This window comes from Streptomyces millisiae (genome assembly GCF_031845425.1).
GTDB lineage: Bacteria > Actinomycetota > Actinomycetes > Streptomycetales > Streptomycetaceae > Streptomyces > Streptomyces millisiae.
On sequence record NZ_JAVREM010000107.1, the window covers coordinates 1 to 12,793 of the forward strand.

13 protein-coding genes are annotated in these 12,793 nt (G+C 72.7%); 8 read left to right on the forward strand and 5 right to left on the reverse strand.

Going from position 1 to position 12,793, the window contains the following annotated elements; genetic code table 11:
• Positions 1-222: 222 nt before the first annotated feature.
• The 4 genes from RNC47_RS34400 to RNC47_RS34415 all read right to left on the reverse strand — a co-directional run bounded on the left by RNC47_RS34400 (position 223) and on the right by RNC47_RS34415 (position 4,835).
• The gene (locus tag RNC47_RS34400) at positions 223-1,011 is read right to left on the reverse strand and encodes an enoyl-CoA hydratase/isomerase family protein (RefSeq protein ID WP_311604606.1); all 789 of its coding nucleotides are present in this window, start codon (positions 1,009-1,011) and stop codon (positions 223-225) included.
• A 64-nt stretch (positions 1,012-1,075) separates the two neighbouring features.
• Positions 1,076-1,300, reverse strand: coding sequence for a helix-turn-helix domain-containing protein (locus RNC47_RS34405; protein ID WP_059009466.1), 225 nt, complete (start codon positions 1,298-1,300; stop codon positions 1,076-1,078).
• 343 nt (positions 1,301-1,643) lie between these two features.
• Entirely contained in the window at positions 1,644-3,242 is a 1,599-nt protein-coding gene (locus RNC47_RS34410; protein WP_311604607.1) for an ABC-F family ATP-binding cassette domain-containing protein, read from the reverse strand.
• 198 nt (positions 3,243-3,440) lie between these two features.
• Complete coding sequence (locus RNC47_RS34415) at positions 3,441-4,835, reverse strand: hypothetical protein (protein WP_311604609.1); 1,395 nt, start codon at positions 4,833-4,835, stop codon at positions 3,441-3,443.
• Positions 4,836-5,018: 183 nt separating this feature from the next.
• On the opposite strand from RNC47_RS34415, the gene RNC47_RS34420 reads away from it, so the two are divergent.
• Both RNC47_RS34420 and RNC47_RS34425 read left to right on the forward strand, forming a co-directional pair.
• A complete protein-coding gene (locus RNC47_RS34420; RefSeq protein WP_311604610.1) occupies positions 5,019-6,275 on the forward strand; it encodes an inorganic phosphate transporter in 1,257 nt (418 codons plus the stop codon).
• Between the two features lie 22 nt (positions 6,276-6,297).
• The gene (locus tag RNC47_RS34425; protein WP_311604612.1) at positions 6,298-6,498 is read left to right on the forward strand and encodes a hypothetical protein; all 201 of its coding nucleotides are present in this window, start codon (positions 6,298-6,300) and stop codon (positions 6,496-6,498) included.
• Between the two features lie 18 nt (positions 6,499-6,516).
• Here the strand turns inward: RNC47_RS34425 and RNC47_RS34430 are convergent, their stop codons facing one another.
• Positions 6,517-7,638: an amidohydrolase family protein gene (locus RNC47_RS34430; protein ID WP_311604613.1), complete on the reverse strand. Its 1,122-nt coding sequence runs from the start codon at positions 7,636-7,638 to the stop codon at positions 6,517-6,519.
• Between the two features lie 99 nt (positions 7,639-7,737).
• On the opposite strand from RNC47_RS34430, the gene RNC47_RS34435 reads away from it, so the two are divergent.
• The 6 genes from RNC47_RS34435 to thpD all read left to right on the forward strand — a co-directional run bounded on the left by RNC47_RS34435 (position 7,738) and on the right by thpD (position 12,671).
• The gene (locus RNC47_RS34435; RefSeq protein ID WP_387099275.1) at positions 7,738-8,355 is read left to right on the forward strand and encodes a SigE family RNA polymerase sigma factor; all 618 of its coding nucleotides are present in this window, start codon (positions 7,738-7,740) and stop codon (positions 8,353-8,355) included.
• An 18-nt stretch (positions 8,356-8,373) separates the two neighbouring features.
• Positions 8,374-8,997 (forward strand): hypothetical protein, encoded by a 624-nt coding sequence (locus RNC47_RS34440; RefSeq protein WP_311604615.1) that lies wholly within the window; start codon positions 8,374-8,376, stop codon positions 8,995-8,997.
• A gap of 381 nt (positions 8,998-9,378) precedes the next feature.
• Positions 9,379-10,032 (forward strand): diaminobutyrate acetyltransferase, encoded by a 654-nt coding sequence (gene ectA, locus RNC47_RS34445; RefSeq protein WP_311604616.1) that lies wholly within the window; start codon positions 9,379-9,381, stop codon positions 10,030-10,032.
• Positions 10,029-11,297: a diaminobutyrate--2-oxoglutarate transaminase gene (gene ectB, locus RNC47_RS34450; protein WP_311604617.1), complete on the forward strand. Its 1,269-nt coding sequence runs from the start codon at positions 10,029-10,031 to the stop codon at positions 11,295-11,297. The genes ectA and ectB overlap by 4 nt, the downstream gene beginning before the upstream one ends.
• Positions 11,298-11,338: 41 nt before the next feature.
• The gene (locus RNC47_RS34455; protein WP_311604618.1) at positions 11,339-11,749 is read left to right on the forward strand and encodes an ectoine synthase; all 411 of its coding nucleotides are present in this window, start codon (positions 11,339-11,341) and stop codon (positions 11,747-11,749) included.
• 22 nt (positions 11,750-11,771) lie between these two features.
• Positions 11,772-12,671, forward strand: coding sequence for an ectoine hydroxylase (thpD, locus tag RNC47_RS34460; protein ID WP_311604619.1), 900 nt, complete (start codon positions 11,772-11,774; stop codon positions 12,669-12,671).
• The last annotated feature ends 122 nt before the right edge of the window (positions 12,672-12,793 follow it).

Below are 12,793 nucleotides of genomic sequence, written 5' to 3' on the forward strand. Positions count from 1 at the left end.
CCCGCCAAGGGCGGGTGGGTGGGCGCGGCACGGCCGCAGGGCCAGCACGGCCGCAGGGCCAGCACGGCCGCAGGGCCAGCACGGCCGCAGGGCCAGCACGGCCGCAGGGCCAGCACGGCCGCAGGGCCAGCACGGCCGCAGGCCCGGGCACCAGGCGCGCGGAGCGCGCCGGTGGCCCGGGCCTGGCCGGCCGGCGGCCAGCGTCGAGCGCGTAGCGGGACGTCAGTCCGCGGCAGTGGTCAGGTCGCGGAGGCGGCGGGACTGGGCGGCGCGTTCGGCGGCGCGTTGGGTGTCGTAGTCGTGGCCGGAGGCCGCGCCCCGCAGCAGCGCCTTGGTCTCGATCAGCGCGTTCCGTGGCGCGGCGAGGAGCGCCGCGACGAGGTCGTCGGTGGCCGCCGGCAGTTCGTCGGCGGGGACGACGAGGTTGGCCAGGCCGATCCGTTCGGCCTCGGCCGCGCCGACGGCGCGGCCCGTGGCGCAGATCTCCAGCGCGCGGCCGTAGCCGACGAGGTCGACCAGTGGCTTGGTGCCGCCCAGGTCGGGGACCAGGCCGAGTGAGGTCTCGCGCATCGCGAACTGCGCGTCGGCCGCGCAGATCCGCAGGTCACAGGCGAGGGCGAGTTGGAAGCCGGCGCCGATGGCGTGGCCCTGGACGGCGGCGACGCTCACCAGGTCGTTCCGCCGCCACCAGGTGAAGGCCTCCTGGAAGCCGGCGATCGTGGCGTCGAGCTCCGCGTCCGCGGCGCGTGCCAGGTCCAGGAAGGAGAGTTCGCCCTCGATCCCCTCGGGGGTGAAGGCCCGCCGGTCCAGGCCGGCCGAGAAGGAGGCGCCCTCCGCGCGCAGCACCGCCACCCGGACGGTGCCCGGCAGGGCGCGGCCCGCCTCGGTGAGCGCCCGCCACATGGCGGGCGTCTGGGCGTTGCGCCGTTCCGGGACGGCCAGCGTGACCGTGGCCACGGTGTCGTCGACGGTGAGGCGCACGCCGTCCCACTCCTGGTCGTGCTGGGCCATGGGCCACCTCCGGTGTGCTACTTGTCAGTAACCAACCGGTAGCGTAGCCGTCTCGGCCCAGTTGTCAGGGGGTGGGTGCGGCCTTCTTGCCGCGCGTGGCCCCACCGCGCCCGCGCAGCGTGACATCGGCCTCGCTGAGCATGCGGTGGACGAAGCCGTAGGACCGGCCCGTCTCCTCGGCCAGCGCCCTGATGCTCGCGCCCGACTCGTATTTCCGCTTGAGGTCCGCCGCGAGCTGCTCGCGAGCGGGGCCGGTCACCCGGCTGCCCTTCTTCAGAGTCTCGGCCACCCGTGCCTCCTCGTGGGAAGTGCGCTCTGGACTCTCATGATCACCCCTATCCCGCTTCCTGGCCACCCATTCGTCTGGGTCCGTACGACAAACGGACAACGCGATTCCGTGCCCCGGCGGGGGCGCGGGACCGCACGCGCGGTGGATCGGGGGATGAAATCGCAGGTCAGGGGGCATCACCGGAATGGCGTAGCCGGGCGCGCCGCCGCGCCGCACCGCCGCTTGCCCGGCGCGTCGACACGCCGGGGTACGAGTCGCCCTCACTCAGATGAATGATCAAGCGTCGGCCGAATGATCCACCGGGCATGATCACAAACGCCGGTGCCCGCCGGTCGGCGCGGGGTCAGGCCAGGGCGACGAGGTCCGCGTAGTCCTGGCTCCAGAGGTCCTCCACGCCGTCCGGCAGCATGATGATGCGCTCCGGCTGGAGCGCGTCCACCGCGCCCTCGTCGTGGGTGACCAGGACCACCGCGCCGGTGAAGCCGCGCAGCGCGCCCAGGATCTCCTCGCGGCTCGCCGGGTCCAGGTTGTTGGTGGGCTCGTCGAGCAGCAGCACGTTGGCCGAGGAGACGACGAGGGTGGCCAGCGCCAGGCGGGTCTTCTCGCCGCCGGAGAGGACCCCGGCCGGCTTGTCGACGTCGTCGCCGGAGAACAGGAACGAGCCCAGCGTCTTGCGGACCTCGACCATGTCCAGGTCGGGGGCGGCGGAGCGCATGTTCTCCAGCACGGTGCGGCGCGGGTCGAGCGTCTCGTGCTCCTGCGCGTAGTAGCCGAGCTTGAGGCCGTGGCCGGGGGTGACCTCGCCGGTGTCCGGCTTCTCGACGCCGGCGAGGAGCCGCAGCAGCGTCGTCTTGCCGGCGCCGTTGAGGCCGAGGATGACGACCCGGGAGCCCTTGTCGATGGCGAGCGAGACGTCGGTGAAGATCTCGAGCGAGCCGTAGGACTTGGAGAGGCCGTCGGCGGCGAGCGGCGTCTTGCCGCACGGCGCCGGGTCGGGGAAGCGCAGCCTGGCGACCTTGTCGGCCTGCCGCTCGGCCTCGAGACCCGACAGCAGCCGCTCGGCGCGGCGGGCCATGTTCTGCGCGGCGGTGGCCTTGGTGGCCTTGGCGCGCATCTTGTCGGCCTGGGCGTTGAGCGCGGCGGCCTTCTTCTCGGCGTTGGCCCGCTCGCGTTTGCGGCGCTTCTCGTCGGCCTCGCGCTGGGCCTGGTACTGCTTCCAGCCCATGTTGTAGATGTCGATCTGGGAGCGGTTGGCGTCCAGGTAGAAGACCTTGTTGACGACCGTCTCGACGAGGTCGACGTCGTGCGAGATCACGATGAGCCCGCCGCGGTAGGTCTTCAGGAAGTCCCGCAGCCAGACGATGGAGTCGGCGTCGAGGTGGTTGGTGGGCTCGTCGAGCAGCAGGATGTCGGCGTCCGAGAAGAGGATGCGGGCGAGCTCGACGCGGCGCCGCTGGCCGCCGGAGAGGGTGTGCAGGGGCTGGCCGAGGATGCGGTCGGGCAGGCCGAGGCTGGCGGCGATGGTGGCGGCCTCGGCCTCCGCCGCGTAGCCGCCCCGGGTCAGGAACTCGGTCTCCAGGCGCTCGTACTTGCGCATGGCGCGCTCCCGGACGGCGCCCTGGCCGGTGGCCATCCGCTGCTCGTTCTCCCGCATGCCGCGCAGCACGGTGTCGAGGCCGCGGGCGGCCAGGATGCGGTCGCGGGCGAGCATGTCGAGGTCGCCGGTGCGCGGGTCCTGCGGCAGGTAGCCGACCTCCCCGCTGCGGGTGATGGTGCCGCCGGCGGGGATGCCCTCACCCGCGAGGCACTTGGTGAGGGTGGTCTTGCCCGCGCCGTTGCGGCCGACGAGGCCGATGCGGTCTCCCCTGGCCACGCGGAAGGAGGCGGACTCGATGAGGATCCGGGCGCCGGCTCGAAGCTCGACGCCGGTGGCGGTGATCATGGACGGACTCCAGGCGACGGGACGTACGGGCTCGTTGGCCGTACGGGGACGGGTCTTGGCGAGAAGGGGGTACGTCCGCTAGGGCACGAGGAGCGAAATGTCCATGCGGTCATTCTAACGGCGGTACGCGGGCTCCTCGCCAACCAATTAGGGCGACCCCCGCCCACCGCGCGCCCCGATGGGGCGCGCGGGTGGCCCTCAGGCGCCTCCGGTGTGCACCTGGAAGGCGGCGCGGCGCACCCGTTTGGTGATGGCGGGGTCGGGGTGGGCGGCGGCCAGCGCCAGCAGGACCTGGACGGTGCGGGGGTGGCCACAGTCGCGGATCTCGTCGACGAGCTCGGCGACGGTGGGCTGGGGCGCCGAGTCGAGGTGGTCGAGCAGCAGCCGCTCGGCGCCGTTCTCGTGGGCGGCCGAGGCGGTGTCGACCCAGAGCCAGGTGGCCTCGGCGCGGGTGAGGACGCCGGCCGAGGTGTCGGTGTGGTCGCGCGGGTCGCCGCCCTCGTGGTCGGCGAGCCAGAGCAGCGCGTACGGCCGCAGCACCGGCTCGTCGGCGGCGGCGCGGACGGCGGCCAGGGCGGGGGCGCCGACGGCGCGCAGCGCGTCGAAGGCGAGGCCGCGGATCAGGGCGTCCTCGCCGCGGGCGGCGTCGAGCAGCTCGGTGACGGCGGGTCCGGTGGGGCGGGCGGCGAGCCAGGCGCGGTACTCGGCGCGGGCCGGCCCGGGGGTGAGGACGGCGCAGCCGCGGAGCATGGCGACGGCGGACTGCTCGATGTTGCCGGCGGGGCTCTGGGCGGCGATGCAGATCTGTTCCAGCTTGGTCCACACGGCCCAGCCGCCGAGGTCGGTGAGCTTGGCGTGCTCGGGGTGGCGGCTACGCGCGTGGAGGGTCAGGGCCCCCACCTCGGCGAGGGCGTCGAGGGCCCAGCCGAGCAGGCGGACCAGCTCGCCGAGCTCGCCCTGCTCGATCGTCACGGGCCCGGCGGGTATGTCGTCCGAGGCGGACGCCGGTCGCTCGGCGCGGAGTTCGGTGATGCGCTGCCGCAGCAGGTCGATCAGTCCGGCAGCGGTGACCGGGCCGTCCGAGAGCTGCATGACGGAGAGGAGCTGCGGGATGGCGGCGACGATCTCGGCGACCAGGCCCGGGTCGGCGTCGGGTGGTGCGGGGCGGGCGATGGACCAGGCGTCGAAGAGCGCCACCCAGCCGCGGAGCGCCGCCGTGTCGTCGTGCTCCCAGGCGCGCAGCCGCCAACCGGCCCTGACGCCGGCGCCGTCGGCCCCGGCTTCGACGAGGCCGGCGAGCCTGGCGTGGCTCCAGCGGTCGCGGACCTGGGCCTCGGTCATGCCGAGCTCGGTGGCGGCCCGCCGGACGTCGGTCTCGGGTGAGACGCCGGCCCGCTGGGCCCAGTGGGCGAGGCGGACGGCTTCGGCGAGGAGGCCGCGGGCCTGCCTGGCCAGGCGGTCCTGGGGGGCGATGCCTCTGGGAGGCTTGGGGGCGCGTCTGGCGACCGCCGTTCGCCGGGGCGCCGTGGGGCGCGGGGAAGGCGTCTGTGGGACAAGTCGCAACCGGGGCTCACGCGGAGTTCGGGACGTCACGCGAGCAGTTTCTCCGTTCGAGGCTCCAAAGCTCAAACCCCGCACGCCGGGGTCCACATGAGCCGCTGACGAAGCCCGTCGGGGAGCGCCAGCTACCGGCCGCCGGGAGTTCACCCGCCGTTCACCTCTTCACCTTACGTTAACGGCGCTTGTTCACCCGACCGTCGAGCGATTGTCCGGTACATGGAACACATCACGCTGTTGATCGCGATCGTGATCGTCACGGCCCTGGCGTTCGACTTCACCAACGGTTTCCACGACACGGCCAATGCCATGGCCACGACGATCTCCACCGGGGCGATGACCCCCAAGGCGGCGGTGGCGATGTCGGCCGTGCTCAACCTGGTCGGCGCGTTCCTCTCCGTCGAGGTCGCCAGAACCATCTCCGGCGGCATCATCGACGAGGAGGCGGGCATCCAGCCCGAAGTCATCTTCGCAGGTCTCGTGGGCGCCATCGTGTGGAACCTGCTGACCTGGCTGGCCGGGCTGCCGTCCAGTTCCTCGCACGCGCTGTTCGGCGGTCTGATCGGCGCCACCGTGGCGTCCGTCGGCTTCGGCGCGGTGAACGGGGACGCGGTGGTGACCAAGGTGCTGATCCCGGCGATCGCGGCTCCGCTGGTCGCGGGCGTCGCGTCGATGCTGGCCACCCGGCTGACCTACCGCGTCACCCGGGGCGCCGACGAGCAGGCCGCCGCCGGCGGCTACCGCACCGGGCAGATCGCCTCGGCCGCGCTGGTCTCGCTGGCGCACGGCACCAACGACGCGCAGAAGACCATGGGCGTGATGACGCTGGCGCTGATCGCCGGCGGCTCGCTGGCGCCCGGCGCCGACCCGCCGCTGTGGGTGATCACCTCGGCCGGCGTGGCCATCGCGCTCGGCACCTACCTCGGCGGTTGGCGGATCATCCGCACCATGGGCAAGGGCCTCACCGACATCCGGCCGCCGCAGGGCTTCGCCGCCCAGACCAGCGCGGCGACGACGATCCTGGCCTCCTCGCACATGGGCTTCGCGCTCTCCACCACCCAGGTCTGCTCGGGCGCCGTGATGGGCTCCGGGCTCGGCCGCGCGGGCGGCGTGGTGCGCTGGTCGACGGCGCGCCGGATGGTGGCGGCCTGGTTCCTGACGCTGCCGGCGGCCGGCCTGGTGGGCGCGCTCGGCGCGCTGCTGGCCGAGCAGGGCGACTGGGGCGTGGCCGCGGTCGCGGTGCTGCTCGTGGCGGCGAGCGCGGCGATCTGGCAGCGCTCGCGGCGCCGCCCGGTGGACCACTCGAACGTGAACGACGTCGAGGACACCATCGACAATGTGAACGAATCCGCGTCGAAGGACGCCCGGCCGGACGCCGAGCCGGCCGGGGAGGCGCTGCAGATGGTCATCCCCGCCCCCGCCGCGCCGGGTGCGGCTCCCGTCGCCTCCCCCGCCCCCAGCCAGCCCTCCGCCTAGTCCGAGACCGAGGTATCCACGCATGAACGTCGACTGGGCCACGCTCGGCCAGGTCATCCTGGTCTCGGTGCTGCTGACGGTGACCGTCGTCGGCCTGTTCTCGGTCGGCATCAGGGCCGGCCTGAGCCGCTCCGCCAAGCCGGCCGCGAGGCCGGCCGGCTATCTCTCCTTCGCGCTGTGCGCCGCGGCCGTCGGCTACGGCATCTGGGTCATCACCTCCTGACCCGGCGGCGGCCGGCCGTCAGGCGACGATCCGGCCGCGCAGCACCACCCGGCGCGGCCGGGCCAGCTCGGTGACGTCGCGGCGCGGGTCGGCCGCGTAGACGACGAGGTCGGCGGGCGCCCCCTCGGTGAGCCCCGGCCGGCCGAGCCAGGCCCGGGCCCGCCAGGTGGCGGCGCCGATGGCGTCGACCGTCGGGATGCCGGCCCGGGTGAGCTCGGCGACCTCGCGGGCGATCAGGCCGTGGCCGAGGCCGCCTCCCGCGTCGGTGCCCGTGAAGATCGGGATCCCGGCGTCGTGGGCCGCCCGCACCGTGTCGTAGCGGCGCTCGTGCAGCCGCCGCATGTGCGCGGCCCACCGGGGGAACCGGTCGGCGCCGCCCTCGGCGAGCGCGGGGAACGTGGCGATGTTGACCAGGGTCGGCACGATGGCCACCCCACGCTCGGCGAAGAGCGGGATGGTGTCGTCGGTGAGCCCGGTGGCGTGCTCCACGCAGTCGATGCCGGCCTCCACCAGGTCGCGCAGCGAGTCCTCGGCGAAGCAGTGCGCGGTGACGCGGGCGCCCTCGGCGTGGGCGGCGGCGATCGCCTCCCGGGCCGCGTCCGCCGGCCAGCAGGGCCCGAGGTCGCCGCGCTCCCGGTCGATCCAGTCCCCCACCAGCTTGACCCAGCCGTCGCCGCGCCTGGCCTCCTGTCGCACCACGGCCGCGAGTTGGTCGGGCTCGATCTCGCGGGCGTAGTTGCGGATGTAGCGCCGGGGGCGGGCGATGTGGCGGCCGGCCCTGATGAGGTGCGGCAGGTCCGCGCGTTCGTCCATCCAGCGGGTGTCGGCGGCCGACCCGGCGTCACGCAGCAGCAGGGCGCCGGCGTCGCGGTCGGTCAGCGCCTGGCGCTCGGCGGTCCCGGCGTCCACCGCGCCCCGCGGCCCGAGGCCGACGTGGCAGTGGGCGTCGACGAGTCCCGGCAGGGCCCATCCTTCGACGGTGACCACCTCGCGTGCGGTGGGCGGGCGCCTACGGCTGATCCGGCCGCCGACCACCCAGATCTCGTCCAACACGCCGTCGTCCGCGCCCCCGTCGGGGTCGCCGCCCTCGGGGCCGACGAGCACGCGTCCCCTGATGTGCACCACCGCACTCTCACTCATGCCTCGGCAGCCTACAAATTGCCTGCTACGCTCCCGAGTCGTTGGGGGCTTGCACGCAGGGACGGACGTTGCACGACCTGTCGTACGGCCTGTCGAACCATGTCGGCGGGCCAACGAGCCGCACACCGAGGAGGCCGGCGGGTGGCCAGCCCCAACGATGAGTTCCACGCCTTCTTCGAGCAGCACCACGCCGAACTGTCCAGGCTCGCTTACCTGTTGCTCGGTGGCCCGGACGGCGCCGAGAGCGCGGACGACCTGGCGGCCGACGCGCTGGTGGCGATCTGGCACCACTGGGACCGGGTGCGCGCCGCGCGACATCCGCTCGCGTACGCGCGCGGGGTGGTGGCGAACCTGGCACGCTCGAGGATCCGCAGCAGGACGCGCGAGCGTCGCCGTGTCGCGCTGTTCTGGTCGCAGCACGGGGAGCCGGCCGAGGGGCCCGACGTGCCGGCGATGCTCGACGTGCGCGCGGCGCTCCGCCGGCTGCCGTACCGCAAGCGCGCCTGCGTCGTGCTGCGGCACGCGTTCGACCTGTCGGAGCGGGAGACGGCGAGCGCGCTCGGCATCTCGGTGGGTACCGTGAAGAGCCAGACGTCGCGCGGCATGGCCGAGTTGGAGCGGATGCTCACCGAGGCGGTCACGTCCACGGCCGAGGAGGATCCGCGAGGGCTCCTGCGGGGGCTCGGCTCGGGGCCCGTGGAGCGGCGGGGTTGGTGAGCACACCGGAGAGGGCCGATGCCAGAGCGTCCAGACGTCGCCCGGCTGCTGCGGGGGGCGGCCGAGGGGCATCGGCCTGACCGGGAGCGGATGCTGGCCAGGGTGACGGCCGGCGCTCCGCGTCGCGCGCCCCGGGTGGGCGTCGGGTGGGGCAGGGTGCTCGGCGCGGTGGTGGCGCTGGTGGTGACGCTGGGCGCGGCCTCGCTCGCCGTGCGCTCGACGGGCGCGGGCGGGGGTGACGCCGAGCCGCCGGCGGCGGCCGCGCCGGTGCTGAGCACGTCCGCCCGGGTGAACGCGGGCAGCAACCCCTACTGGTCGCAGAGCGACCTGACGGTGGTGGTCGGCCGGCCGCTGACCTCGTTCTCAGTGGAGCTGCGGGTGGTGGCCGGGGACGGCGTCAGGGGGACCGGGGCCTGGCGGACGCTGCCCGAGGAGGACTTCGAGCTGACCACCACGCTCACGGACGACCTGCTGGTGTTCCGCTGGGAGCTGCGCCCGGGGGCGGTGGTGCCGGCGGGCGAGCACGTGTTCGCCGGGCAGTACGACCACGATCTCGGGGCCCGGGACGCCTCGGGGGACCGCTTCCTGGTGGAGGGCACCGGGCCCGAGGGACCGGTGTCGGCGAGCGGCACGTTCGGCTGAGCGCGGCGTCATTCGACGAGCGATCCCGCAGAACACTGGGATAATTCCTTCACACGGGATTTCGCGGGAAATTGAAACCGCGTTTACCGTGGAATCCAGGCCAGGGTTGCGGGCCTCTTCTTCCCGGTTTCCGGAGTCGCAAACACCCTTTTGCCGGAATCCCGGAAGGTCACAACGATGACCACGCGCGACACGTCTTCGTTACACAACCGTGACATAACCCGCGCACCCGCCCGCTTTGTCCGGTAACTAACGGACAAACCGCCTCCTTTTGCCGGATGCGGTCCGATGCCTTACGCGCACGCGATAACACATCCCCTCCCGTGGGGTAACCCCCACCCGCCATGCGTTTTCTCGTCCCAATCGGTAAATTCAATCTGCATGACCCCCGCACAACCCGACCGTGCACGTGCAGTAGCAGACGATTTTCCGAGCAGTCCGAGCAGGCAGCGCAGATTGGACGGGGAATTCCCTGGGCTGGAACTCGACAGCCCGCGACCCGAGGACGGCGCGGCGCTGTGGCGCCTGGCCAGGGACTCCCGGGCCCTCGACCTGAACTCCCCCTACAGTTACCTCCTGTGGTGTCGTGACTACGCGCAGACGTCTATCGTGGCCCGCGACGCCTCCGCCGGCCCCGTCGGCTTCATCACCGGCTACAGCCGCCCGGAGGCCCCGCGCACCCTGCTGGTCTGGCAGGTCGCGGTCGACCACGGGCAGCGCGGCCGCGGCCTCGCCGCCGCGATGCTGGACACACTGGCCCACCGCACGGGCGACAAGCTGGGGGTGGAGGTCATCGAGACCACCGTCACGCCGGACAACACGGCCTCCAACCGGCTGTTCACCTCCTTCGCCGAGCGGCACGACGCCCCGCTGACGCGGGAGGTGCTCTTCGCGGCCGACGCCTTCCCCGAGGCGGGGCACGAGCCGGAGGTGCTGTACCGGATCGGCCCCATACCCTCCCGCGCCGCCAGCGTCCTCAGCCAGACCGCCGCCGTTCCCGCCAGCACAACCACCCCCACCAGGAGCTCGTCGTGACCATCACCCAGCCGGACCTGAGCGTCTTCACCACCCTGGAGTCCGAGGTGCGCAGCTACTGCCGTGGCTGGCCCACCGTCTTCGACCGGGCCCAGGGCAGCTACATGTACGACGAGGACGGCCACACCTACCTCGACTTCTTCGCCGGGGCGGGCTCACTCAACTACGGGCACAACAACCCGCTGCTCAAACGCGCCCTGCTCGACTACCTGGAGCGCGACGGCGTCACCCACGGCCTGGACATGTCCACCACCGCCAAGCGGGCCTTCCTGGAGAGCTTCCGCGACGTGGTGCTGCGCCCCCGCGGCCTGGACCACAAGGTCATGTTCCCCGGCCCCACCGGCACCAACTCGGTCGAGGCGGCGCTCAAGCTGGCCCGCAAGGTCAAGGGCCGGGAGTCGATCGTCTCCTTCACCAACGCCTTCCACGGCATGTCGCTGGGCGCGCTCGCCGTCACCGGCAACGCGTTCAAGCGCGCCGGCGCCGGCATCCCGCTGGTCCACGGCACGCCGATGCCGTTCGACGACTACCTGGACGGCCGCACCCCGGACTTCATCTGGTTCGAGCGGCTGCTCGAGGACGCCGGCTCGGGACTCAACAAGCCGGCCGCCGTCATCGTCGAGACCGTGCAGGGCGAGGGCGGCATCAACGTGGCGCGCGCCGAGTGGCTGCGCGGCCTGGCCGACCTGTGCCGGCGCCACGACATGCTGCTGATCGTCGACGACATCCAGATGGGCTGCGGGCGGACGGGGCCGTTCTTCTCCTTCGAGGAGGCGGGCATCGTCCCCGACATCATCACCGTCTCGAAGTCCATCAGCGGCTACGGCCTGCCGCTGGCGCTGACGCTGTTCCGCCCCGAGCTCGACATCTGGGAGCCGGGCGAGCACAACGGCACCTTCCGCGGCAACAACCCGGCCTTCGTCACGGCGGCCGCGGCGCTCGACGCCTACTGGACCGACGGCCAGATGGAGAAGCAGACCCTCAGCCGCGGCGAGCAGGTCGAGGACACGCTGCGCATGCTGACCGCCGAGCACGCCTCGGCCGGCGCCTCCTACCGCGGCCGCGGCCTGGTCTGGGGCCTGACCTTCGACGACCCGGCGCGGGCCACCGCCGTCTGCCGGCGCGCCTTCGAGCTCGGCCTGCTGATCGAGACCTCGGGCCCGGAGGGCGAGGTGGTCAAGCTGCTGCCGGCGCTCACCATCAGCCCCGACGAGCTGGACGAGGGCCTGCGCGTCCTGACGCGCGCCGTCCGCGAGACCGACTGACGAGACCGACCGAGAGACGCTCTGAAAGGAAAGACCACACCGTGATCGTTCGATCGCTCAGCGACATCGAGGGCACCGAGCGGGACGTGCACTCGGCGTCCGGCACCTGGCGCAGCAAACGCATCATCCTCGCCAAGGAGGGCGTGGGCTTCTCGCTCCACGAGACGGTGCTCTACGCCGGCAGCGAGACCTCCATGTGGTACGCGAACCACGTCGAGGCCGTGTTCTGTGTGGAGGGCGAGGGCGAGCTCACCAACGACGACACCGGCGAGAAGCACTGGATCAAGCCGGGAACCATGTACCTCCTGGACGGCCACGAGAAGCACACCGTCCGGCCCAAGACCGACCTGCGCGTGTTGTGCGTCTTCAACCCACCCGTCACCGGCCGGGAGGACCACGACGAGAACGGCGTCTACCCGCTTCTCACCGAAGCGGCGACGACCGAGGCGTAAGGAGAAGGAAGGAGCAGGCCACATGACCACCGCACCCGAACGCACCGCCGACCTGTACCCGACCCGAGGGACCGAGGAGGTGGCCACGCCGCGCCAGGACCCGGTGGTGTGGTCAGAGCCCGGCGCGCCCGGGCCCTTCGCGGCCGAGGACCTCGCGGCCTTCGAGCGGGACGGCTTCGCGACCGTGGAGCAGCTGATCACGCCGGACGAGGTGGCCGTCTACCGGGCCGAACTCGACCGGCTGGTCACGGACCCCGCGATCAGGGACGACGAGCGGTCGATCGTCGAGCCCAGGTCGCAGGAGATCAGGTCGGTGTTCGAGGTGCACAAGATCAGCCGGATCTTCGCGGACCTGGTCAGCGACCCACGGGTCGTCGGCCGGGCCCGGCAGATCCTCGGCTCCGACGTGTACGTCCACCAGAGCCGGATCAACGTCAAGCCGGGGTTCGGCGCCAGCGGCTTCTACTGGCACTCGGACTTCGAGACCTGGCACGCGGAGGACGGCATGCCGCGGATGCGGGCCGTCTCGGTGTCGATCGCGCTCACGGAGAACTACGACACCAACGGCGGCCTGATGATCATGCCGGGCTCGCACCGCACCTTCCTGGGCTGCGCCGGCGAGACGCCGAAGGACAACTACAAGAAGTCGCTCCAGATGCAGGAGGCGGGCACCCCGTCCGACCGGGCCCTGACCGACTTCGCCGACCGGCACGGCATCAGGCTCTTCACCGGCGCGGCCGGCTCGGCGACCTGGTTCGACTGCAACTGCATGCACGGCTCGGGCGACAACATCACGCCCTATCCGCGCAGCAACGTCTTCATCGTCTTCAACAGCGTGGAGAACACGGCGGTCGAACCGTTCGCGGCGCCGATCCGCCGCCCGGACTACATCGGCGCGCGGGATTTCACGCCAGTGAGGTAGGCGCCTGCCGGGTGCGCCTGCCGGCGCCCGGCTCGAAGGAGCGCCCGCCCGGCCCTGGCCGGGCGGGCGCTCGCGCGCTGCGGGGCTGTTCGGTGCGCGCTCCGCGCGGGTTTCCCCCACCC